Annotated in this window: 26 protein-coding genes, 1 tRNA gene and 1 other RNA gene; 26 read left to right on the top strand and 2 right to left on the bottom strand. The window is 38.7% G+C overall.

Going from position 1 to position 20,585, the window contains the following annotated elements:
* Positions 1-3 precede the first annotated feature (3 nt).
* The 3 genes from O3633_RS10255 to O3633_RS10245 all read left to right on the top strand — a co-directional run bounded on the left by O3633_RS10255 (position 4) and on the right by O3633_RS10245 (position 2,252).
* A tRNA-Asn gene (locus O3633_RS10255) sits at positions 4-77 on the top strand.
* A gap of 420 nt (positions 78-497) precedes the next feature.
* Complete coding sequence (comW, locus tag O3633_RS10250) at positions 498-734, top strand: sigma(X)-activator ComW (RefSeq protein ID WP_000572525.1); 237 nt, start codon at positions 498-500, stop codon at positions 732-734.
* Positions 735-965: 231 nt separating this feature from the next.
* Positions 966-2,252: an adenylosuccinate synthase gene (locus O3633_RS10245; RefSeq protein WP_371621208.1), complete on the top strand. Its 1,287-nt coding sequence runs from the start codon at positions 966-968 to the stop codon at positions 2,250-2,252.
* Between the two features lie 591 nt (positions 2,253-2,843).
* Here O3633_RS10245 and O3633_RS10240 read toward each other — a convergent pair.
* Positions 2,844-3,281, bottom strand: coding sequence for a hypothetical protein (locus tag O3633_RS10240; protein WP_371621205.1), 438 nt, complete (start codon positions 3,279-3,281; stop codon positions 2,844-2,846).
* A 303-nt stretch (positions 3,282-3,584) separates the two neighbouring features.
* On the opposite strand from O3633_RS10240, the gene tadA reads away from it, so the two are divergent.
* The 11 genes from tadA (at position 3,585) to O3633_RS10185 (ending at position 11,807) form a co-directional block, all read left to right on the top strand.
* On the top strand, positions 3,585-4,052 hold the full coding sequence (gene tadA / locus O3633_RS10235; RefSeq protein ID WP_049503837.1) for a tRNA adenosine(34) deaminase TadA: 468 nt from the start codon (positions 3,585-3,587) through the stop codon (positions 4,050-4,052).
* Between the two features lie 32 nt (positions 4,053-4,084).
* An RNA gene (gene ffs, locus O3633_RS10230) (signal recognition particle sRNA small type) lies at positions 4,085-4,182 on the top strand.
* Positions 4,183-4,397: 215 nt separating this feature from the next.
* Positions 4,398-4,841: a dUTP diphosphatase gene (locus tag O3633_RS10225; protein ID WP_269798404.1), complete on the top strand. Its 444-nt coding sequence runs from the start codon at positions 4,398-4,400 to the stop codon at positions 4,839-4,841.
* Between the two features lies 1 nt (position 4,842).
* Positions 4,843-5,382, top strand: coding sequence for a histidine phosphatase family protein (locus tag O3633_RS10220; RefSeq protein ID WP_371621204.1), 540 nt, complete (start codon positions 4,843-4,845; stop codon positions 5,380-5,382).
* Positions 5,383-5,395: 13 nt separating this feature from the next.
* Entirely contained in the window at positions 5,396-6,757 is a 1,362-nt protein-coding gene (gene radA, locus O3633_RS10215; RefSeq protein WP_371621207.1) for a DNA repair protein RadA, read from the top strand.
* Between the two features lie 71 nt (positions 6,758-6,828).
* Positions 6,829-7,524 carry a TIGR00266 family protein gene (locus O3633_RS10210; protein WP_371621203.1) on the top strand — a complete coding sequence of 232 codons (696 nt, stop codon included), beginning with the start codon at positions 6,829-6,831 and terminating at the stop codon, positions 7,522-7,524.
* Between the two features lie 147 nt (positions 7,525-7,671).
* On the top strand, positions 7,672-8,166 hold the full coding sequence (locus O3633_RS10205) for a beta-class carbonic anhydrase (RefSeq protein WP_006147430.1): 495 nt from the start codon (positions 7,672-7,674) through the stop codon (positions 8,164-8,166).
* 216 nt (positions 8,167-8,382) lie between these two features.
* The gene (locus tag O3633_RS10200; protein WP_371621202.1) at positions 8,383-9,351 is read left to right on the top strand and encodes a ribose-phosphate diphosphokinase; all 969 of its coding nucleotides are present in this window, start codon (positions 8,383-8,385) and stop codon (positions 9,349-9,351) included.
* A gap of 300 nt (positions 9,352-9,651) precedes the next feature.
* Positions 9,652-10,320, top strand: a complete 669-nt coding sequence (gene abpA / locus O3633_RS10195) for an amylase-binding adhesin AbpA (RefSeq protein WP_075226971.1) — start codon at positions 9,652-9,654, stop codon at positions 10,318-10,320.
* 74 nt (positions 10,321-10,394) lie between these two features.
* Positions 10,395-11,234, top strand: a complete 840-nt coding sequence (gene srtB, locus O3633_RS10190; protein WP_371621201.1) for a class B sortase, LPKTxAVK-specific — start codon at positions 10,395-10,397, stop codon at positions 11,232-11,234.
* A gap of 135 nt (positions 11,235-11,369) precedes the next feature.
* On the top strand, positions 11,370-11,807 hold the full coding sequence (locus O3633_RS10185; protein WP_049530053.1) for a CoA-binding protein: 438 nt from the start codon (positions 11,370-11,372) through the stop codon (positions 11,805-11,807).
* 183 nt (positions 11,808-11,990) lie between these two features.
* On the opposite strand, the gene O3633_RS10180 is transcribed toward O3633_RS10185, so the two are convergent.
* The gene (locus O3633_RS10180) at positions 11,991-13,001 is read right to left on the bottom strand and encodes a YeiH family protein (protein WP_371621200.1); all 1,011 of its coding nucleotides are present in this window, start codon (positions 12,999-13,001) and stop codon (positions 11,991-11,993) included.
* A gap of 154 nt (positions 13,002-13,155) precedes the next feature.
* Between O3633_RS10180 and O3633_RS10175 the strand changes: the two genes are divergently transcribed.
* The 12 genes from O3633_RS10175 to comA form a co-directional block, all read left to right on the top strand.
* Positions 13,156-14,325, top strand: a complete 1,170-nt coding sequence (locus tag O3633_RS10175) for a pyridoxal phosphate-dependent aminotransferase (RefSeq protein WP_371621199.1) — start codon at positions 13,156-13,158, stop codon at positions 14,323-14,325.
* A complete protein-coding gene (recO, locus tag O3633_RS10170; protein WP_371621198.1) occupies positions 14,322-15,092 on the top strand; it encodes a DNA repair protein RecO in 771 nt (256 codons plus the stop codon). Before O3633_RS10175 ends, recO begins: the two co-directional genes overlap by 4 nt.
* Positions 15,089-16,081: a phosphate acyltransferase PlsX gene (gene plsX / locus O3633_RS10165; RefSeq protein WP_371621197.1), complete on the top strand. Its 993-nt coding sequence runs from the start codon at positions 15,089-15,091 to the stop codon at positions 16,079-16,081. The genes recO and plsX overlap by 4 nt, the downstream gene beginning before the upstream one ends.
* Positions 16,082-16,086: 5 nt before the next feature.
* Entirely contained in the window at positions 16,087-16,323 is a 237-nt protein-coding gene (locus O3633_RS10160) for an acyl carrier protein (protein ID WP_371621196.1), read from the top strand.
* Between the two features lie 450 nt (positions 16,324-16,773).
* Positions 16,774-16,950, top strand: coding sequence for a class IIb bacteriocin, lactobin A/cerein 7B family (locus O3633_RS10155; RefSeq protein ID WP_371621195.1), 177 nt, complete (start codon positions 16,774-16,776; stop codon positions 16,948-16,950).
* A 12-nt stretch (positions 16,951-16,962) separates the two neighbouring features.
* Positions 16,963-17,154: a hypothetical protein gene (locus O3633_RS10150; RefSeq protein ID WP_004236903.1), complete on the top strand. Its 192-nt coding sequence runs from the start codon at positions 16,963-16,965 to the stop codon at positions 17,152-17,154.
* Between the two features lie 27 nt (positions 17,155-17,181).
* Positions 17,182-17,352 (top strand): H354_08695 family bacteriocin-like peptide, encoded by a 171-nt coding sequence (locus tag O3633_RS10145; protein ID WP_000067700.1) that lies wholly within the window; start codon positions 17,182-17,184, stop codon positions 17,350-17,352.
* Positions 17,353-17,391: 39 nt separating this feature from the next.
* A complete protein-coding gene (locus tag O3633_RS10140) occupies positions 17,392-17,580 on the top strand; it encodes a hypothetical protein (protein WP_075227951.1) in 189 nt (62 codons plus the stop codon).
* Between the two features lie 24 nt (positions 17,581-17,604).
* Positions 17,605-17,814 carry a bacteriocin immunity protein gene (locus O3633_RS10135; RefSeq protein WP_371621194.1) on the top strand — a complete coding sequence of 70 codons (210 nt, stop codon included), beginning with the start codon at positions 17,605-17,607 and terminating at the stop codon, positions 17,812-17,814.
* A gap of 106 nt (positions 17,815-17,920) precedes the next feature.
* On the top strand, positions 17,921-18,157 hold the full coding sequence (locus tag O3633_RS10130) for a hypothetical protein (protein WP_049531127.1): 237 nt from the start codon (positions 17,921-17,923) through the stop codon (positions 18,155-18,157).
* Positions 18,150-18,344, top strand: a complete 195-nt coding sequence (locus O3633_RS10125; RefSeq protein WP_371621206.1) for a hypothetical protein — start codon at positions 18,150-18,152, stop codon at positions 18,342-18,344. Before O3633_RS10130 ends, O3633_RS10125 begins: the two co-directional genes overlap by 8 nt.
* A gap of 167 nt (positions 18,345-18,511) precedes the next feature.
* Positions 18,512-20,585, top strand: a 2,074-nt coding sequence (comA, locus tag O3633_RS10120; protein WP_371621193.1) for a peptide cleavage/export ABC transporter ComA, incomplete at its 3' end; no start/stop codon positions are given.

Below are 20,585 nucleotides of genomic sequence, written 5' to 3'. Positions count from 1 at the left end.
TAATCCGCCATAGCTCAGTTGGTAGTAGCGCATGACTGTTAATCATGATGTCGTAGGTTCGAGTCCTACTGGCGGAGTATGTAGACGTTCCAAGGGACGTCTTTTTTTATATTTCAGGGGTCATCTTGATTATTTTTTATTTAGCTCTTTATTAATATTTAATATCTTTTATAAGTTTGTTAGATTTGAATGTTTCATTTTAAGTATTTTTAATAGGTCTTATAAGTAATTCTTTAATGGATTTTGAGGTGTTGTAATCATTGTTCAGATAAGTTTTTTTTATTATAAAGTAGACTACCATAATTCCTACAGTGATTTCTTTTCATTATAGAAATTTTAGATCTTTTTTTGAAATGTAGGATTGTTGACCTGAACTGTTAATTTTTTTATCTGTTATTTATTTGAATATTCATTATAGTACATGATAGAAGTATCTTCCCTGGTTCTTCTATTTTTTTGTTATACTCATTTTATCAATAGAAATGGAGTCAAATAAAATGATTGAACAGATTTATGAACAATATCTTGATTTTTATGATGTTATTGAAAAGGAATATAGTTATTTAGTAGATAATGATTTAGAATGGGAAGTTTTTCATCTTCGATTTTTACTCTATTATTTAGTTCGGTACAAGCTTGATACTATGCATCCTTTATTTTCTTACCACTATAGAGCTTGCTACCGTTTGTACATTGAGCAACTATTGATTTCAAATGATTGGGTTGGGAGATAATTTATAAATTCCATATTTCCGAACGATTTCATAGTTTTTTCTTTTCAAAATATAAATTTACAATATTTTTTTAATATTAATTTTCTAGTTTTCTCTAGTTCCCTAATGTTTCTGGTCTTTGGTCTTGAAAAAATTGAGAATCTTTATTATAATAAATTGTAAGATATAATTGTAGGTGAGATTCCTGCCATGTATGTGAGAAAGGAAGAGCCTAAGGGCTCAGACAAGATTATGACTTCAGTTGTTGTTGTAGGTACCCAGTGGGGTGATGAAGGTAAAGGGAAGATTACAGACTTCCTTTCAGCTAATGCAGAAGTGATTGCGCGTTACCAAGGTGGTGATAATGCTGGTCACACAATTGTGATTGATGGAAAGAAATTTAAGTTGCACTTGATTCCTTCTGGAATTTTCTTCCCTGAAAAAATTTCTGTCATTGGGAATGGGATGGTTGTAAATCCTAAGTCACTTGTGAAAGAGTTGAGCTATCTTCATGATGAAGGTGTTACAACAGATAATCTACGTATTTCTGATCGTGCGCATGTTATTTTGCCGTACCACATCGAGTTAGACCGTCTGCAAGAAGAAGCTAAGGGTGAAAATAAGATTGGTACTACTATCAAGGGTATCGGACCAGCTTATATGGATAAGGCTGCTCGTGTTGGAATCCGTATTGCGGATCTTTTAGATAAAGATATTTTCCGTGAGCGATTAGAACGTAACCTTGCTGAGAAGAATCGTTTGTTTGAAAAATTGTACGAAAGCAACCCTATTTCAATTGATGATATTTTTGAAGAATATTATGAGTATGGTCAACAAATTAAGCAATATGTCACAGATACTTCGGTTATTTTAAATGATGCGCTTGATAATGGCAAACGTGTCCTATTTGAAGGTGCCCAAGGTGTCATGCTAGATATTGACCAAGGTACTTATCCATTTGTTACGTCATCAAACCCTGTTGCAGGTGGTGTGACGATCGGTTCAGGTGTTGGTCCAAGCAAGATTGACAAGGTTGTAGGTGTATGTAAGGCCTATACAAGTCGTGTTGGTGATGGTCCATTCCCAACTGAGTTGTTTGATGAAGTGGGAGAACGCATTCGTGAAGTAGGTCATGAGTATGGTACTACAACAGGTCGTCCACGTCGTGTAGGTTGGTTTGATTCAGTGGTTATGCGTCATAGTCGCCGTGTTTCTGGCATTACAAATCTATCTTTGAACTCTATCGACGTTTTGAGTGGTTTAGATACTGTGAAAATCTGTGTTGCCTATGATCTTGATGGTCAACGTATTGACTACTATCCAGCTAGTCTTGAACAATTAAAACGTTGTAAACCTATTTATGAAGAATTACCTGGTTGGTCAGAAGATATAACTGGAGTACGTACTTTGGAAGACCTTCCTGAAAATGCACGTAACTATGTTCGTCGTGTTAGCGAATTGGTTGGCGTTCGTATCTCTACTTTCTCAGTAGGTCCTGGTCGTGAACAAACAAATATTTTAGAAAGTGTTTGGTCATAAGAGATTTTTTAAGATTTGTTTAAGATAGTTCAGCTATACTATAGACAGTTACAAGAAGACCTCCTAACTTGTTGTAACAAATATCCTAAACTTTTCTTTTTCATAATAATCTCCCTATAAAGTCACCGCATTCGGTGGCTTTTTTTGTCAGTTTTTAAGTCCTATCTGGGTGTCTTCTTGAAAGTAGCATATGAAGAAAAAACAGTGGGTATTAAATCTCTAGATTAAGTCTCGATTTGGTAGCCACAGATCTACGAGTTTTCAACATTTGGGTAAATTGGTTAAAGTTGTGAATGGAGAAAAGAAGTTTTGGTAAAAGAAGCTTTTTGAATTCTCAAATACCAACAAATCGTTCAATTTGCCATCACATCAAAGGCGCATAACTAAGAAAAAATGAGGTTGGGATTTCTGATCCCAGCCTCTTCAGTGAACTATTTTCTTGAGAATTTGTAAGTTAGACAAACTTGAATTTTTTCTGAGTCAGCTTACTTGATAAATTGATTGCCTGATTTATCACTTTGAAATAGCTTCATTTCATTCATAAAAGCATCTGCTTTTAGTTTGTTTGTGATGATACTGATACTGACTAGCTTATTTAGTTTTTTTTTCATGTCCTTCTAAAAAAATAGGATTTCTAATTTTTATGCTTAACTTTACGCAATTAAAAGGACGCTTTTTAATGGTTATTTGTTCGATATCTTGAAGGCCAAATTGATAAAGTAATAGGCTGTGGCCTCTACTGCTATAGGTATAATACTGAACAGTATTGTTTTTAAAAATCTCTACTTTTACTCCATTTATGAAGAGAGAAAAGCCTAAAAACCATATAAGAAGTGGAGCATAAATCAGCGCTACCGCCATAACAATCTTGTCTGCAAAATCAGTATTGTAAGTCATCAGACGCTTTAGAATCCAGAGAATCATAACAGATATAGATATCATGGATGGGCCCCATACTCTATTAAATGTATCTTTATATGAAAACATCAAGGTAAGTTTTGGTTCATCCTGTAAAAAATCTAATTTCATTATTTACCCTTTCATCTTGTTTATTATTTAAATCTCAGGATAATCATCTCTTGGAGACTTATGGTTAAAAATCTTCCGACAGATTTGTATATTTTGTATCAGTTGTCTCCATTACTCTCAGTTCATGATTTCTAGTGTTTCTCTAAATTTTGCTACTATTATACTCTTTTTATAACATTATTTCTACAAACCAGAGATTGAATACTATCTAAAGTTGGTTTCTGCAAATATTATAGAGCTCTTTTTTTGTCTAGGAAAACATGCTATAATGATAGAATTGATAGGCGAGAAAAGAGAGATGTTATGGATTATACAGTTGAAGAAAAAGAAGCATTTATGAGAGAGGCCTTAAAGGAGGCGGAGATTGCTTTAGAGCATGATGAAATTCCAATTGGTTGTGTAATTGTAAAGGATGGAGAAATCATTGGTCGGGGGCACAATGCACGTGAGGAGTTGCAACGTGCAGTCATGCATGCGGAAATTATGGCCATCGAAAATGCGAATCTGAGGGAAGAGAGCTGGCGTTTGTTGGATTGCACACTTTTTGTTACTATAGAGCCCTGCGTTATGTGTAGTGGGGCGATTGGGCTTGCTCGTATCCCTAAGGTAGTTTATGGGGCTAAAAATCAGAAATTTGGTGCAGCTGGAAGTCTGTATGATATTTTGACAGATGAGCGCCTCAATCATCGTGTAGAGGTTGAAACAGGGATTTTAGAGAGTGAATGTGCAGGCATTATGCAAGAATTTTTCAGAAATCGACGGAAAAAATAATTTCTCTTTTAAAATCTTTGGAAATGTGGTATAATAACTAATGGAGCAACAGTTCTGCGTGAAGCGGGTCAGGGGAGGAATCCAGCAGCCCTAAGCGATGTGAATTGTGTGCTCTTTTTTTGTACTTTAAAGAAAATAGTTTAAGTATGGCGAAATAGGAATGAGTTTGTTAATAAGAGGGAAAATAAGGGACATTTGAAATATCTTTAAATTTTTTTGTATGATTTTATTGTTTGTTTTTTGATAGGACACTTTTCTTTATTTTATATAGAAGATTTTTCGTGCTTTTTTCGAATAAATAAGATAAAATAGCCTAGAATAAATGATAATAGAAAAGAGAAGATTATGAAAATTCGTGGTTTTGAACTAGTTTCTAGTTTTACAGATGAAAATTTGCTACCGAAGCGTGAGACAGCGCATGCGGCTGGGTACGACTTAAAGGTTGCGGAGCGTACAGTTATTGCTCCAGGAGAGATTGTCTTGGTTCCGACAGGGGTCAAGGCTTATATGCAACCGACAGAAGTGCTCTATCTTTATGACCGTTCATCAAATCCTCGTAAAAAAGGTTTGGTCTTGATTAACTCTGTGGGTGTCATTGACGGAGACTATTATGGAAATCCTGGGAATGAGGGACATATCTTTGCACAGATGAAGAATATCACAGATCAAGAAGTTGTTCTTGAAGTTGGGGAACGTGTGGTTCAGGCTGTCTTTGCACCATTTTTAATCGTAGATGGAGATGAGGCAGACGGCGTGCGGACTGGTGGATTTGGATCGACTGGGCACTAAGATGAAGATTATTTTTGTGCGTCATGGAGAGCCAGATTATAGTATGCTTGATAAACTTGAAAATCCGCGACTCTATAGTGGTTTTGGTCGTGATTTAGCACCATTGACAGGAAAAGGTCGCAGTCTGGCAAAAGAAGTTGCTAAAACTGCATGTTTTAGAAAGGCAGAGATTATTATTTCATCGTCTGTGACGAGGGCTTTAGAAACAGCACATTATATAGCGGTTGAAACAGGATTGGACTTATTTGTGGAGCCGTTTTTTCATGAGTGGCGTCCAGACTTAGATGGCACTAACTCTGATTTAACTAGTGTATTGGTAGCTCATGAATATTATCTAAAACATCAAGGAGGTTTATCTGAAGATTCTCCTTATCGCTATGAAACAGCTCTGGAGATGCGTCATCGTTTTTTAAGAACTTTGGAAAAATATAAAAATTATAAAACTATTATCATTGTAACTCACGGAATGCTCATGCGCCAATTTGTACCAGACGAGAAGATTGATTTTTGCCAAGTGATTGAATGTGAGATAGAGATATAGAAAGAGGTTTATCATCGCAAAGAAAAAAGCGACATTTGTGTGTCAAAATTGTGAATATAATTCACCTAAGTATTTAGGACGCTGTCCAAACTGTGGAGCCTGGTCTTCTTTTGTAGAAGAAGTTGAGGTCGCAGAAGTCAAAAATGCGCGTGTCTCCTTGACAGGTGAGAAAACCAAGCCTATGAAATTGGCTGAAGTAACTTCTATTAATGTCAATCGAACTAAGACTGAGATGGAGGAGTTTAACCGAGTGCTTGGTGGCGGTGTGGTGCCAGGAAGTCTCGTCCTCATCGGTGGGGATCCTGGGATTGGGAAATCAACTCTGCTCTTACAAGTCTCAACCCAGCTGTCTCAAGTAGGAACAGTTCTTTACGTTAGTGGGGAGGAGTCTGCTCAACAGATTAAACTCCGTGCAGAGCGCTTGGGTGATATCGACAGTGAATTTTATCTCTATGCTGAGACCAATATGCAGAGCGTTCGTGCAGAAGTCGAACGTATCCAGCCGAATTTCCTTATCATCGACTCTATACAGACCATCATGTCTCCGGAGATTTCAGGAGTGCAAGGATCTGTTTCTCAGGTGCGTGAGGTGACCGCTGAGCTTATGCAGCTGGCTAAGACCAATAACATCGCCATCTTTATCGTGGGGCATGTGACCAAGGAAGGGACCTTGGCAGGTCCTCGTATGCTGGAACACATGGTGGATACGGTACTTTACTTTGAAGGGGAACGCCACCATACCTTCCGAATCTTACGAGCAGTCAAGAACCGGTTTGGCTCGACTAATGAGATCGGAATCTTTGAGATGCAGTCAGGTGGATTGGTTGAAGTTCTTAATCCTAGTGAAGTGTTTTTGGAAGAACGCTTGGATGGGGCGACTGGATCGTCAATCGTGGTGACGATGGAAGGGACGCGTCCGATTTTGGCGGAGGTGCAGGCCTTGGTGACACCGACTATGTTTGGGAATGCCAAGCGTACGACGACAGGTCTTGACTTCAATCGCGCTAGTCTAATTATGGCTGTTTTAGAAAAACGTGCAGGGCTTCTCTTGCAAAATCAGGATGCCTATCTCAAATCGGCTGGTGGTGTCAAGTTAGATGAGCCTGCCATTGACTTGGCTGTTGCGGTTGCCATTGCTTCGAGTTACAAGGATAAACCAACCAACCCTCAGGAATGTTTTGTGGGAGAGTTGGGCTTGACTGGAGAGATTCGGCGTGTAAATCGTATCGAACAACGAATCAACGAAGCTGCTAAGCTTGGATTTACAAAAATCTATGTACCCAAAAATTCCCTAACAGGTATTAAACCACCTAAGGAAATTCAGGTAATCGGAGTGACGACTATCGGAGAAGTTTTGAAAAAAGTATTTTCCTAATAGTCTTACTCAGTTTTAGATTGCAAAACACTTTATAGCCAATATTTATTAAAAACAAGGAGGAATTTCTGATGAAATTTTCTATGGATAGTCAAATTCAATTTCCTTTGGTAGAGTTATCGCTCAACCAAGGAGAAACAGTCTTTATCCAGCGCGGTAGCATGGTTTACCACACACCTAATGTCAGCCTCAATACCCAACTTAATGCCAGCGGTTCTGGTTTGGGGCGTTTTGTCAAAGCCGTGGGACGTTCTATGGTTTCTGGTGAAAGTACCTTCATTACTCAAGCTATTGCAGAGTCTGACAACGGACATCTTGCTTTAGCACCAGATACTCCTGGTCAAGTGATTGCTCTTGAACTAGGCGAAAAGCAGTATCGATTGAATGATGGGGCTTTTCTGGCTCTTGATGGGACGGCTTTCTATACAATGGAGCACCAATCTATTGGGAAAGCACTTTTCGGAGGTCAAGGTGGTCTTTTCGTAATGACTACTCAAGGTCAGGGAACTCTTTTGGCCAATGCTTTTGGCTCTATTAAGAAAATTGAGCTACAAAACCAAGAAATAACCATCGACAATGCCCATGTGGTAGCTTGGAGTCAATCTTTGGACTATAATATCCACTTAGAAAATGGCTTCTGGCAGTCTATTGGTACAGGCGAAGGAGTGGTGAATACCTTCCGAGGTACCGGTGAGGTCTATGTACAAAGTCTCAATCTTCAAAGCTTTGCAGGCTCTCTTAACAAGTATATCCAAAAAGGTTCATAATAATAAAAAAACTAGGGCAGAAACCCAAGCTAGAAGCTGGATGTCTCTGTCCTGGTTTTTTAATAAGGAGGTTGACAGCTGACAAATACTCTTAAAAATGATAAGATAGGAGAAATGTTTGATTATCAAATTTTTAAGGGGGAAATCGTGTCGTATTTTGAACAGTTTATGCAAGCCAACCAGGCTTATGTTGCCCTGCATGGGCAGTTAAATCTGCCAATCAAGCCGAAAACCAGAGTAGCCATTGTGACTTGTATGGACTCACGTCTGCACGTTGCACAAGCTTTGGGGTTAGCACTTGGAGATGCTCACATTTTACGGAATGCGGGCGGTCGAGTGACAGACGATATGATTCGCTCACTCGTGATTTCTCAGCAACAAATGGGAACAAGAGAGATTGTGGTTCTTCATCATACAGACTGTGGTGCTCAGACATTTCAAAACGAAGAGTTTCAAGAACATTTAAAAACTGAATTAGGGGTTGATGTCTCGGGTCAAGATTTTCTCCCTTTTCAAGACGTTGAGGAGAGTGTTCGTGAAGATATGCAGTTACTTCGAGAATGCCCATTGATTCCAGATGATGTCGTTATTTCAGGGGCTGTTTATGATGTAGATACAGGCAGTATGAGAGAGGTATACTAACTTTTCCTTTGTGAGTTCCTATCTTCCTATGAGATAGAATGTCTAAGTTGTCACATTTCAGCTTGAATATAAGGAATATAAATGAGCACAAGACAAGGGGATAAATGTCCATTCTTGTCTTATTTTTTATTGAAAAATCAAGAAAAAAGCGCTACAATGGTAGTTGGAAAAATGTTGTGAAAAAACACAAGTGATACATAAATACTGGAGGAAATCATGTCTTTTTCTGATTTAAAGCTGTTTGCCCTTTCTTCAAATAGAGAATTGGCAAAGCGTGTGGCGCAAGAGATTGGGATAGAGTTGGGAAAATCGACTGTACGTCAATTTTCAGATGGAGAAATTCAAGTTAATATCGAAGAATCGATCCGTGGAAAACACGTCTTTATCCTACAATCAACTAGCTCACCTGTAAATGACAATCTGCTAGAAATTTTGATTATGGTAGATGCTTTGAAACGCGCCAGTGCAGAATCTGTCAACGTTGTTATGCCTTACTATGGCTATGCACGTCAGGATAGAAAAGCGAGAGCGCGTGAGCCAATCACTTCAAAACTTGTGGCAAATATGCTAGAAGTGGCTGGAGTGGATCGTTTGTTGACGATTGACTTGCACGCTGCACAGATTCAGGGATTCTTTGATATTCCTGTTGATCACTTGATGGGTGCTCCTTTAATTGCAGACTACTTTGAGCGTCGTGGCATGATTGGTTCTGACTATGTGGTTGTCAGTCCAGACCATGGTGGGGTGACTCGTGCTCGTAAATTGGCAGAGTTTTTGAAAACTCCAATTGCCATTATCGACAAACGTCGTAGCGTGGACAAGATGAATACTAGTGAAGTGATGAACATCATTGGTAAGGTAGAAGGCAAGACTTGTATCTTGATTGACGATATGATCGATACAGCTGGAACTATTTGCCATGCGGCGGATGCTCTTGCAGAAGCTGGTGCTGTCGAAGTTTACGCAAGCTGTACGCACCCAGTTCTTTCAGGGCCTGCTATGGATAATATCCAAAAATCAGCTATTAAAAAATTAGTTGTTTTGGATACTATCTACCTACCAGAAGAACGTTTGATTGATAAGATTGAGCAAATCTCTATCGCTCATCTCTTGGCAGATGCTATCATCCGTATCCATGAAAAACGTCCTCTATCTCCATTATTTAGTATTGAGAAAAAAATCTAACGAATTCGTTGGATCAGACAAAACTCCTAACAAAGTGATAGACCTTGTTGGGAGTTTTCTTAATTAGATCAGAAAAATGTGAAAATTTCACTAATTGTTCGTTTTTTAGTCCATTTTTTTCCTTAATCTTTCGAGAATATTGCTTGTTTTTTAAGAATATAATAAATTTTACTCGTTTTTTACCAGGAATTTTAAAAATACTTTAAGAAAAAGCTTGACAACCTAGATATATGTGATATAATTTGAGGTAATAAGGGTTATCCTTATAAATAAAATTAAACTTAAAGAGGAGATAAAACAATGAAAAAAGTTTTATTGTCATCAGTAGTAGCTCTTGCAGTATTCTCAGCAGCAGCTCCAGCTTTTGCAGATATTAACGGTGGAGCTAACACTCCAGGTGCATATGACCAACCAGTAACAGGTGGTGGAGTAGGCGACGCTTACAATTCACAAACTGAATTTGTAAATGCACAACGAGTTAACGAGTATATCGCAGCTCATTCAGAAGATATCAATGCTAATAAAGCTGAATTGGATGCAGCTAAAGCAGCATTGGCAACAGCAGAAAATGCACCAGAAAACTTTGCACACAACCGTAATGAGTTGTTGAAACCTTACCGTGATGCAGTAGCAGCAGCTCAATCTAAATATGATGCAGAAGTTGCACGTGTTCGTAATGAAGCTGTTCAAAGCCTACAAAAAGAGTGGAACACAGCTAACAAAAAACAAGGTGACTACTACATCTTGAACGAAACTCCAGAACAAAAAAATGCTCGTTACTTGAAAGAACATGGTCTACCTGATCAAGCACCTGCTGATCAAGCAGCTGATCAAGCTGCAACTAAACCAGAAGATGGTAAACCAGGTGCTGTAGACCAAGCTAAAAAAGCAGACGCAGCTGCTAAAAAAGCAGGCGCAAATGCTAAAGCAGGTCAAAAAGCCCTTCCAAAAACACACGCTGCTAAATAATTTTATTTAAAAAGTAGCCAATCACTGAAACTTGGTTTCAGTGATTTTTTTGGTAAAAAATGAGGGAGGAAAAGATGAGTAGACGTTCTACGACAAAGAAATCACCAATTACTAAAATAATTGCTTCAATCGTTGCAGTAGCTATCGTTGCTTTGGGAGGCTTCTTTATCTATAAAAGCTTCCTAGCTCCAAGTGGAGATAAGCTAAATGATGCAAAGATTACTCAGGAAGCTCCAAAGCAAACTTACACTACTAGTGAGGAAGAAAAGGAATATCTTGCTAATAAGTTTAAAGGATTGCTCGCAACAAACTCTGAGACGGTTGGTTACGTATATATTCCTGGTACCCAGTTAGATGAACCAGTTGTTCAAACAACGGATAATGCGACTTATTTAGATAAGCGCTTTGATGGCGTTAATGAGCCTTTAATGGGTACAGTCTTTATGGATGCTGATAACAAGAAGGACTTTAGTGATCGATTGACTTGGTTATTTGGTCACGCTCGTGGTAGTAAAGTGCCTGACCACCGCATGTTTAAAGATGTGAATTACTTCAGTCGCCAGGAATATTTTGATGAACACCCTTATGTTGTCATTGAAACTCCAGAGAGAAAGTATTATTATGAAGCTGTTGCTATGATTATTGTTCCAGAAGAAACAGCTTTTTACCGTACTTCTTTTGATGATGATGCGGATTTTGAGAAACAGCTAAATATTATTTATGATACTGCAGAGGTTAAGAAACCAAATGTTAAGGTATCAGCTAAGGATAAATATCTTGTTCTTTCTACTTGTCGTGAAGAAGATGATACGATTCGTGCCAATCTCTACCTTCGACAAATTCCTGACTCAGAGATGAGTGACTTTGTCAAACAACATGGAGAAAGCCTTCAGTATAAACCAACAAGAGAATAATCTTTAAATAAAATTTTTATGAATCCTCCTCAAATTAAATGAAATTGTTTAATTTTGGGAGGATTTTTTGATTTTATAGTAAATTTCTGCAAACCCTTTCAAAATATGCTATACTGATGAAAAAGGAGGGTTTTTATGACTCAAGAATTTATCAATCCAAGTGATGGCGTGATCCGTCAGTATCTAGAAACCAGTAAAACTCTAGCAGTAGTGGGCTTGTCTGACCGTGAGGAAACAACTAGCAATCGAGTGACAAAGGAAATGCAGGCTCGTGGCTATAAAATCATACCAGTAAACCCTAAGGCTGCAGGTGGGGAAATCTTGGGAGAAAAGGCTTATGCTAGTCTGGCTGAGATTCCTTTCCCTGTAGATATCGTTAATGTCTATCGTCGTAGTGAGTTTCTACCAGATGTGGCACGAGATTTTCTCAAGGCTGATGCTAAGATTTTCTGGGCGCAACTAGGACTTGAAAGTCTAGAAGCGGAAGAAATCTTGCGTTCTGGAGGTTGCGATGATATCGTGATGAACCGTTGTATTAAGAGAGAACATACACGCTTAATTCTTGAACAATAAAAGAGGCTGGGACAAAAGTCCTAGCCTCTCAATTGTCTTTGGATTGTCGAGTAAGACGCAGTGATTGAGTGGGCTCTACTAAGCTGATTTCATCAGCTTTTACAGCCCTACTCAACTGTGCGGAGGTGGGATGACGAAATCGAATTCTAACGAATTACCGATTTCTGTCCCACTCTCTTTGTCTTAGAAAATACCGATGAGCATTTGCATACCCAGGCTAGTCAGGATGATGGCAATCCAGCAGAGAGCTCCAAGTAGAATAGCTTTACCGCTGGACTTAATCATAGCAATGAGATTGGTTTTGAGACCGATGGCGCTCATGGCCATGATGATGAGGAATTTAGACAGTTGTTTGAGAGGTGCAAAGAAGCTACTGCTGACACCGAAGGAAGTAAGGACGGTGGTTAGCAGGGAAGCTAGGATGAAGTAGAGAATGAAAATAGGGAAGATTTTTTTTAGTTTTACTCCTTGGTTGTTGCCTTGTTGACGACTTTGCCAGTAAGACAGGAAGAGAGTAATGGGGATAATAGCTAGGGTACGGGTCAATTTGACAATAGTAGCAGACTCAAGAGTGTTTGTGTGGTAAAGACTATCCCAGGCGCTGGCAGTGGCTGTTACAGAGGAAGTATCATTGACCGCAGTTCCTGCAAAAAGAGAAAAACCTTCGTTTGAAAGATGGAGCCAAGAACCTAGAGTTGGAAAGATAAGAGCTGCCAAAACATTGAAGAAAAAGATAACAGAAATGGCTTGGGCCACTTCTTTTTCCTTGGCGTGAATAACAGGAGCAGTCGCTGCAATGGCAGAACCGCCACAGATAGAAGATCCAACTCCAATCAAGGTAGCTAGCTTTGTATCTAGGTCAAAAAAGCGCTGGAAGAGATAGGCAACAATCAAGGCGATAGAAATGGTCGAAAGGATAACAGGGAGGGAAGATTTTCCAACTGCGAAAACTTGAGAGATATTGAGTCCAAATCCAAGCAAGATGACAGCGTACTGGAGTAATTTTTTAGAGCTATAAGTCAAACCAGCATCCAGTTGTTTATAGGAAGTGAGAAAGGGATGGAGAATCATGCCAATAAAGATGGCAAAAACAGGTGCCCCAATAACAGGCAAGAAACTTCCTAAAATCCAAGAGATGGTAGAAATGATAAGACAGACTAGAAGTCCGGTCCCATTTTTTGATAGAAATGACATAAAAACCTCCGAAAATAAGCACTTCTTATTATAAGCTTGTCTATCAAAAAAGTAAAATAGAAAGTGGGAAATAGGCTGTGACTAAATGGATTTTTGCGGTCAAGGAGCTTTTGTAGTATAATAGATGTATGTTCTTTAATCAAGGAGGGTATCTATGGACTTAACCAAGCGCTTTAATAAACAATTAGATAAGATTCAAGTTTCCTTGATTCGTCAGTTTGACCAGGCTATTTCAGAGATTCCTGGAGTGTTACGTCTGACATTGGGAGAACCGGATTTTACAACACCAGATCATGTCAAGGAGGCTGCAAAGCGAGCCATTGACCAAAACCAATCCTACTATACAGGGATGAGCGGTTTACTGACCTTGCGTCAGGCGGCTAGTGATTTTGTAAAAGAAAAATACCAGCTAGACTATAATCCTGAAAATGAAATCTTGGTCACAATTGGTGCGACAGAGGCTTTGTCAGCTACCCTAACAGCTATCCTAGAAGAGGGAGACAAGGTTCTCTTGCCAGCTCCTGCCTATCCTGGCTATGAGCCGATTGTCAATCTAGTTGGGGCGGAGATTGTCGAGATTGATACAACTGAAAATGGCTTTGTCTTGACTCCTGAAATGCTGGAGAAGACCATTCTAGAGCAAGGTGACAAGCTTAAGGCTGTCATTCTCAACTATCCAGCTAACCCAACGGGCATTACTTATAGTCGCGAGCAATTAGAAGCTTTGGCAGATGTTTTACGCAAGTATGATATTTTCGTCGTCTGTGATGAGGTCTACTCAGAATTGACCTATACAGGAGAAAATCATGTATCTTTGGGAACGATGCTGAGAGATCAAGCCATTATCATTAACGGTCTATCTAAATCTCATGCTATGACAGGATGGCGTTTAGGTTTTATCTTTGCACCAGCAAACTTCACAGCTCAACTCATCAAGAGTCACCAATACTTGGTTACTGCTGCAAATACCATGGCGCAACATGCTGCAGTGGAAGCTTTGACAGCTGGTAAAGATGATGCAGAACCGATGAAGAAGGAGTATATCAAGCGTCGAGACTACATTATCGAGAAGATGACGGACCTTGGCTTTGAGATTATCAAACCAGATGGCGCTTTTTATATCTTTGCCAAGATTCCTGCAGGTTACAATCAAGATTCTTTTGCTTTTCTAAAAGACTTTGCCCACAAGAAAGCTGTTGCTTTTATCCCAGGTGCTGCCTTTGGTCAGTACGGAGAAGGGTATGTTCGCCTATCTTATGCAGCCAGCATGGACACGATTAAAGAAGCCATGAAACGACTTGAGGAGTATATGAAGGAAGCATGATTCAGTCTATTACGAGTCAAGGCCTGGTGCTCTACAATCGTAACTTTCGTGAGGATGATAAGCTGGTCAAAATCTTTACAGAGCAAGCTGGGAAACGGATGTTTTTTGTGAAACATGCTAGCAAATCTAAACTTGCACCAGTCATTCAACCCTTGGTGCTGGCTCGTTTTCTTTTACGAATCAATGATGATGGGCTTAGTTATATTGAAGACTACCATGAGGTGATGACCTTTCCAAAAATCAATAGTGATCTCTTTGTCATGGCCTATGCGACCTATGTGGCAGCTCTGGCAGATGCTAGTTTGCAGGACAATCACCAGGATGCTCCCTTGTTTGCTTTTTTACAAAAGACTTTAGAGTTGATGGAAGAGGGTCTGGATTATCAAGTTTTGACTAATATTTTTGAAATTCAGATTTTGACACGTTTTGGGATCAGTCTTAACTTTAATGAGTGTGTTTTTTGCCATCGGGTGGGTCAGGCCTTTGATTTTTCTTTCAAATATGGCGCTTGCTTATGTCCTGAGCATTACCATGAGGATGAGAAACGTTGTCATCTGAATCCAAACATTCCCTATCTGCTCAATCAATTTCAAGCTATTAATTTTGAGACTTTAGAGACTATTTCTCTCAAGTCTGAAATCAAGAAAGAATTGCGTCAGTTCATGGATCAAATTTATGAAGAATACGTAGGAATTCACCTAAAATCAAAGAAATTTATTGATTCCCTAGCTGATTGGGGACAATTACTAAAAGAGGAAGACAAATGAAAAAAATCGCAGTAGATGCAATGGGTGGCGATTACGCACCTCAAGCCATCGTTGAGGGTGTCAATCAAGCCCTTGCTGACTTTTCAGATATTGAGGTTCAACTCTATGGAGACGAAAGCAAAATCAAGCAATATCTAACAGCGACAGAACGTGTCAGCATTATTCATACGGATGAGAAGATTGATTTTGATGATGAGCCTACAAAAGCTATTCGTAAGAAGAAAAATGCCAGTATGGTATTAGCGGCTAAGGCAGTCAAAGAAGGAGAGGCAGACGCTGTCCTCTCGGCTGGGAATACAGGTGCCTTGTTGGCTGCAGGATTCTTCATTGTAGGTCGTATCAAGAATATCGACCGTCCTGGACTCATGTCGACCTTACCGACCATTGATGGCAAGGGCTTTGACATGCTAGACCTTGGAGCCAATGCAGAAAATACAGCTCATCATCTGCACCAATACGCTGTTTTGGGTTCCTTTTACGCGAAAAATGTTCGTGGGATTTCGAAACCACGAGTTGGTTTGCTTAATAACGGGACAGAGAGCAGCAAGGGAGATCCACTCCGCAAGGAAACTTATGACTTGCTAGCAGCTGATGAGAGTTTGAACTTTGTCGGTAATGTGGAAGCGCGTGATTTGATGGAGGGTGTTGCAGATGTTATCGTGGCAGACGGTTTCACGGGAAACGCTGTGCTAAAATCCATAGAAGGTACAGCCATGGGAATTATGGGCTTACTTAAAAATGCTATTACAGGTGGTGGACTTCGAGCAAAACTTGGTGCTCTTCTTCTCAAGGATAGTCTTAGAGGTTTGAAAAAGCAGCTTAACTATTCAGATGTTGGGGGTGCAGTCTTGTTTGGTGTTAAGGCGCCGGTTGTTAAGACTCATGGCTCAAGTGATGCCAAGGCTGTGTACAGTACGATTCGTCAGATTCGTACCATGTTAGAAACAGACGTAGTTGCTCAAACTGCGCGTGAATTTTCAGGAGAATAATATATATGACAGAAAAAGAAATTTTTGACCGTGTCGTGAGCATTATCCAAGAACGTCAAGGAGAAGACTTTGTAGTCACAGAGGCCTTAAGCTTGAAGGATGATTTGGATGCTGATTCGGTAGATTTGATGGAATTTGTCCTAACCATTGAGGATGAATTCGGAATCGAAATTAGTGATGAAGAAATCGATCACCTCCAAAGTGTGGCAGATGTATTAAAAGCCATTAAAGATAAAATCTAACATATAGCAACATGCAAGTCATGTTGTTTTTTTATTTTTCGAAAAAAGATAAGATTTTGAAATTTTACAGTTGAGTTTACGAATAAAGAGATGAGAACAAAAAAGGGGGATTACTGATGTATGTGACAGGTCTTTATCCATGGTTGATCAAGTGGTTTTTAAAATAAATTTGATTTAATTGTTTATTTTAAAATGATTTCTCGAATAGATAAGTGAGAAGAAAAGGAAGGAGATTGCTTCATGTTTATGCCAATCATGTATCCATGGTTAATTAAGTGGTTTTTAAAATAAATTTGATTTAGCTGTTTATTTTAAAATAATTTCTCGAATAGACAAGTGAGAAGAAAAGGAAGGAGATTAGGAATGATTATTTCAGTTATTTATCCAATTTGGCTTTTAAAATGGTTTAAAGGTTAGAAATCACAAATATAAAAATAAAGGAGAAAACAAATGACAAACTTTGACAAAATGGAACAGAACTTTGTAGTTCTTACGGAAGAAGAGCTAATGAAAGTGGATGGGGGAGTTGCTTGGGAGGTAGTCTCTGTGGGTATTGCAATTGGTTGGGGGATTTACCAAGTTGGTGAAGCTGCTGGTAAAACGTTCTACTATATTACTCATCCATAGTTTTTGATAAATATGAGCAAGAAAACATTTTGGATTATACTACTCGTTATTACAATTGTGGTGACTGCCGTTGGTTTAGGATTATCTGCATATAATTATTATGTTTTTGATAGACCTTTTTTCAATAGTACTACTAAAGGACTGTTGTCTGCGTTTGTTATGAGTGTATTGATGATTATTATTGGTGTATTAAAAGAAAACTAATTTTTATTATTAAAATGGAGGATAAACATGTCGAATTTACAAACTATTGAACAAAATTATACTACGTTAAGTGATGTTGAACTGCAAGAAGTCAATGGTGGAGGAGTAGTACTTTTAATTGGTGGTGGTATTTTGTCTGTTGGACTATTAGCTTGGGGTGCGTATAATGGTTATCAGTCTGCATCACGAGGTGGATAAAAAGCTAGTAAATTCTTTATAAGAAAGCAGGAGTCTGCTATGAAAACATTTTTATTAGGATTTGCTGAAGGTTATTTTATCGTGTCAGTCATTATCTATATTGTAACGTATTTGATTTTGAAAAAACCGATCAATACCTTGTTTTATCCAGAAAACTATCCAATTCTGCTTGGTCTGTTTTATGTAGGATACAAGTATCAAACAAAAGGAAGTAAGATTGGGAATTGATGGACCATCAAAATGGAGTTTGAGATGAAAGTCGTTCAAGTGTTACAAAAAGCTTGGCTAGAGTTTACTGTATGCTGCAGTTCGATGGTTTATATCATTGTTAGAATAGTGGCTGATGTAAACAAAATAAATCTACCTACATGGTTTGAAAATTTTGACATACCTACAATTTCACTATTCTTGATAGTATTTATTTTACTTTATAGAAGTGAAGAAAAATATGATAAAGGTTGATAAAATGAATTTGAACTTTGTGACTCCAGTATTAGGGCAATCTTGGGGAATGTTGGGGTGTTAAGCTGATGAACTGTAGTCTGATTTTAGTTAGAAAGATATTCGTATGTTTAAAAAAGAAGTGATATTATTAGGCTTGCTTCTACTAGTACGTATTGTACTTTCTATCATGCAAGTTTTAATAGACTATAAACTATTGCTAGGAAAGTATAACATAAATTTCATGGAGCTTTCAGATTTATTCTCTTATCCCCTACTTCTTTTAATCATTTACATAGCAGTAAAATATCATGCTATCCAGAAAATAAGAGGTAAAGAAGATAATCAGGATGGAAATGAATAAGACTTTAAAAATCTTTCTAACATTCCTTTTCTTATTTCTGATGAATATGTTTATTCTCAAAATACTAACAACACTTGGATTTCAGCTGACAATGAGTGAAAAGAGTCATATTGTACCACCGCTATTTTCGATTATCGTTTTGTACATGATTGACAAAGGAATTAGGAAGAAAAAGAAATCTTTATAAATATATATTTTAGGTAGAATGTTTGTTCTACCTATTTTTATGTAGGAAAAAGTGCTGTTCAGGTGCAGTTATTGTTTTTTTAGAAATAATTTTCTTTTTGCTTCTTTGTTTGGATAAAATAATCTTACAAAGTTTTCTTTGGAGATTGTTAGGAAAAGGAGTAGGATATGAAATTTAGTAAACGGCATTATCGTCCTCAGGTAGACCAGATGGATTGCGGTGTGGCTTCATTAGCCATGGTCTTTGGTTATTATGGTAGTTATTATTCTCTGGCTCACTTGCGAGAGTTGGCCAAGACGACCATGGATGGGACTACGGCTTTAGGTTTAGTCAAGGTTGCAGAGGAAATTGGTTTTGAGACGCGAGCAATAAAGGCGGACATGACCTTGTTTGATTTGCCGGATGTAACCTTTCCTTTTGTGGCTCATGTGCTTAAGGAAGGGAAATTGCTCCATTATTATGTGGTGACTGGGCAGGACAAGAACAACATTCATATTGCTGATCCAGATCCTAGTGTTAAGCTGACTAAGATTTCTCGTGAGCGCTTTGCCAAGGAGTGGACAGGAATCACTATTTTTATGGCACCATCTCCGAGTTATCAGCCTCATAAGGAACAAAAAAATGGTCTGCTTTCCTTTATCCCTATATTAGTGAAACAGCGAGGTTTGATTGTTAATATCGTTTTGGCGACCCTCTTGGTGACCTTGATTAACATTGTGGGTTCTTATTATCTGCAGTCTATCATTGATACTTATGTACCAGATCAGATGCGCTCGACACTGGGAATTATTTCGATAGGGCTAGTCATCGTTTATGTCCTTCAGCAAATCTTATCTTATGCCCAGGAGTATCTTTTACTTGTTTTGGGGCAACGCTTGTCAATTGACGTGATTTTATCCTACATCAAGCACGTTTTTCATTTACCTATGTCCTTTTTTGCAACACGACGGACAGGGGAAATCGTGTCTCGTTTCACGGATGCAAATAGTATCATCGATGCACTGGCTTCGACTATTCTGTCAATCTTTTTGGATGTATCTACTGTCTTGATTATTTCAGTAGTTCTATTTTCGCAGAATAGCAATCTCTTTTTCATGAGTTTACTAGCCCTTCCTATCTACACAGTGATTATCTTTGCTTTTATGAAGCCCTTTGAAAAGATGAATCGGGAAACTATGGAAGCCAATGCGGTTCTGTCTTCTTCTATCATTGAGGACATCAATGGCATTGAGACCATCAAGTCCTTAACTAGTGAAAGTTCACGCTACCAAAAGATTGACAAGGAATTTGTAGATTATCTGAAAAAATCTTTTACTTACAGTCGGGCAGAAAGTCAGCAAAAGGCTCTGAAAAAGCTTGCCCAACTCTTGCTCAATGTTGCCATTCTCTGGATGGGGGCTCTCCTAGTCATGGATAATAAGATGAGTTTGGGCCAGTTGATTACCTATAATACCTTGCTTATTTACTTTACAAATCCATTGGAAAATATCATCAATCTGCAAACCAAACTTCAGACAGCGCAGGTAGCCAATAACCGTCTCAATGAAGTTTATCTGGTTTCATCTGAGTTTGAGGAAAAGAAAACAGTCTCAGATTTGAGCTTGCTAGAAGGAGATATGGATTTCAAGCAGGTTCACTACAAATATGGCTATGGTCGAGATGTCTTGTCGGACATCAATCTAACCATTCCACAAGGATCTAAAGTGGCTTTTGTAGGGATTTCAGGATCGGGTAAGACTACCTTGGCTAAGATGATGGTTAATTTTTATGATCCTAGTCAGGGAGAGATTAGTCTGGGTGGTGTCAATCTCAATCAGATTGATAAAAAGGCTCTACGCCAGTATATCAACTACCTGCCTCAACAGCCCTATGTTTTCAATGGGACGATTTTGGAGAATCTTCTCCTCGGAGCTAAGGAGGGGACGACCCAGGAGGATATCTTGAGAGCAGTGGAGTTGGCAGAGATTCGGGAGGATATTGAGCGTATGCCACTGAATTACCAGACAGAATTGACTTCGGATGGAGCGGGCATTTCAGGTGGGCAACGTCAGAGGATCGCTTTGGCGCGTGCTCTATTGACTGATGCGCCTGTCTTGATCTTGGATGAGGCGACCAGCAGTCTAGATATTTTGACCGAGAAGCGAATTGTCGATAATCTCATGGCTTTAGATAAGACCTTGATTTTCATCGCCCACCGTTTAACCATTGCTGAGCGGACAGAGAAGGTTGTTGTTTTGGATC

It is taken from the genome of Streptococcus sp. 27098_8_22 (assembly GCF_041432415.1).
Classification (GTDB): Bacteria; Bacillota; Bacilli; order Lactobacillales; family Streptococcaceae; genus Streptococcus; species Streptococcus pseudopneumoniae_M.
The sequence above is the reverse complement of the archived record's forward strand: the minus strand, read 5'-3'. Positions and strand labels throughout refer to the sequence as shown.

What these genes read in the sequence shown, in the direction of transcription:
- comW (WP_000572525.1), top strand. Translation starts at nt 498, where the DNA reads ATGATTGAACAGATTTATGAACAATATCTTGATTTTTATGATGTTATT.
- O3633_RS10245 (WP_371621208.1), top strand. Translation starts at nt 966, where the DNA reads ATGACTTCAGTTGTTGTTGTAGGTACCCAGTGGGGTGATGAAGGTAAA.
- O3633_RS10240 (WP_371621205.1), bottom strand. Translation starts at nt 3,281, where the DNA reads ATGAAATTAGATTTTTTACAGGATGAACCAAAACTTACCTTGATGTTT.
- tadA (WP_049503837.1), top strand. Translation starts at nt 3,585, where the DNA reads ATGGATTATACAGTTGAAGAAAAAGAAGCATTTATGAGAGAGGCCTTA.
- O3633_RS10225 (WP_269798404.1), top strand. Translation starts at nt 4,398, where the DNA reads ATGAAAATTCGTGGTTTTGAACTAGTTTCTAGTTTTACAGATGAAAAT.
- O3633_RS10220 (WP_371621204.1), top strand. Translation starts at nt 4,843, where the DNA reads ATGAAGATTATTTTTGTGCGTCATGGAGAGCCAGATTATAGTATGCTT.
- O3633_RS10210 (WP_371621203.1), top strand. Translation starts at nt 6,829, where the DNA reads ATGAAATTTTCTATGGATAGTCAAATTCAATTTCCTTTGGTAGAGTTA.
- O3633_RS10200 (WP_371621202.1), top strand. Translation starts at nt 8,383, where the DNA reads ATGTCTTTTTCTGATTTAAAGCTGTTTGCCCTTTCTTCAAATAGAGAA.
- abpA (WP_075226971.1), top strand. Translation starts at nt 9,652, where the DNA reads ATGAAAAAAGTTTTATTGTCATCAGTAGTAGCTCTTGCAGTATTCTCA.
- srtB (WP_371621201.1), top strand. Translation starts at nt 10,395, where the DNA reads ATGAGTAGACGTTCTACGACAAAGAAATCACCAATTACTAAAATAATT.
- O3633_RS10185 (WP_049530053.1), top strand. Translation starts at nt 11,370, where the DNA reads ATGACTCAAGAATTTATCAATCCAAGTGATGGCGTGATCCGTCAGTAT.
- O3633_RS10180 (WP_371621200.1), bottom strand. Translation starts at nt 13,001, where the DNA reads ATGTCATTTCTATCAAAAAATGGGACCGGACTTCTAGTCTGTCTTATC.
- O3633_RS10175 (WP_371621199.1), top strand. Translation starts at nt 13,156, where the DNA reads ATGGACTTAACCAAGCGCTTTAATAAACAATTAGATAAGATTCAAGTT.
- recO (WP_371621198.1), top strand. Translation starts at nt 14,322, where the DNA reads ATGATTCAGTCTATTACGAGTCAAGGCCTGGTGCTCTACAATCGTAAC.
- plsX (WP_371621197.1), top strand. Translation starts at nt 15,089, where the DNA reads ATGAAAAAAATCGCAGTAGATGCAATGGGTGGCGATTACGCACCTCAA.
- O3633_RS10160 (WP_371621196.1), top strand. Translation starts at nt 16,087, where the DNA reads ATGACAGAAAAAGAAATTTTTGACCGTGTCGTGAGCATTATCCAAGAA.
- O3633_RS10155 (WP_371621195.1), top strand. Translation starts at nt 16,774, where the DNA reads ATGACAAACTTTGACAAAATGGAACAGAACTTTGTAGTTCTTACGGAA.
- O3633_RS10150 (WP_004236903.1), top strand. Translation starts at nt 16,963, where the DNA reads ATGAGCAAGAAAACATTTTGGATTATACTACTCGTTATTACAATTGTG.
- O3633_RS10145 (WP_000067700.1), top strand. Translation starts at nt 17,182, where the DNA reads ATGTCGAATTTACAAACTATTGAACAAAATTATACTACGTTAAGTGAT.
- O3633_RS10140 (WP_075227951.1), top strand. Translation starts at nt 17,392, where the DNA reads ATGAAAACATTTTTATTAGGATTTGCTGAAGGTTATTTTATCGTGTCA.
- O3633_RS10135 (WP_371621194.1), top strand. Translation starts at nt 17,605, where the DNA reads ATGAAAGTCGTTCAAGTGTTACAAAAAGCTTGGCTAGAGTTTACTGTA.
- O3633_RS10130 (WP_049531127.1), top strand. Translation starts at nt 17,921, where the DNA reads ATGTTTAAAAAAGAAGTGATATTATTAGGCTTGCTTCTACTAGTACGT.
- O3633_RS10125 (WP_371621206.1), top strand. Translation starts at nt 18,150, where the DNA reads ATGAATAAGACTTTAAAAATCTTTCTAACATTCCTTTTCTTATTTCTG.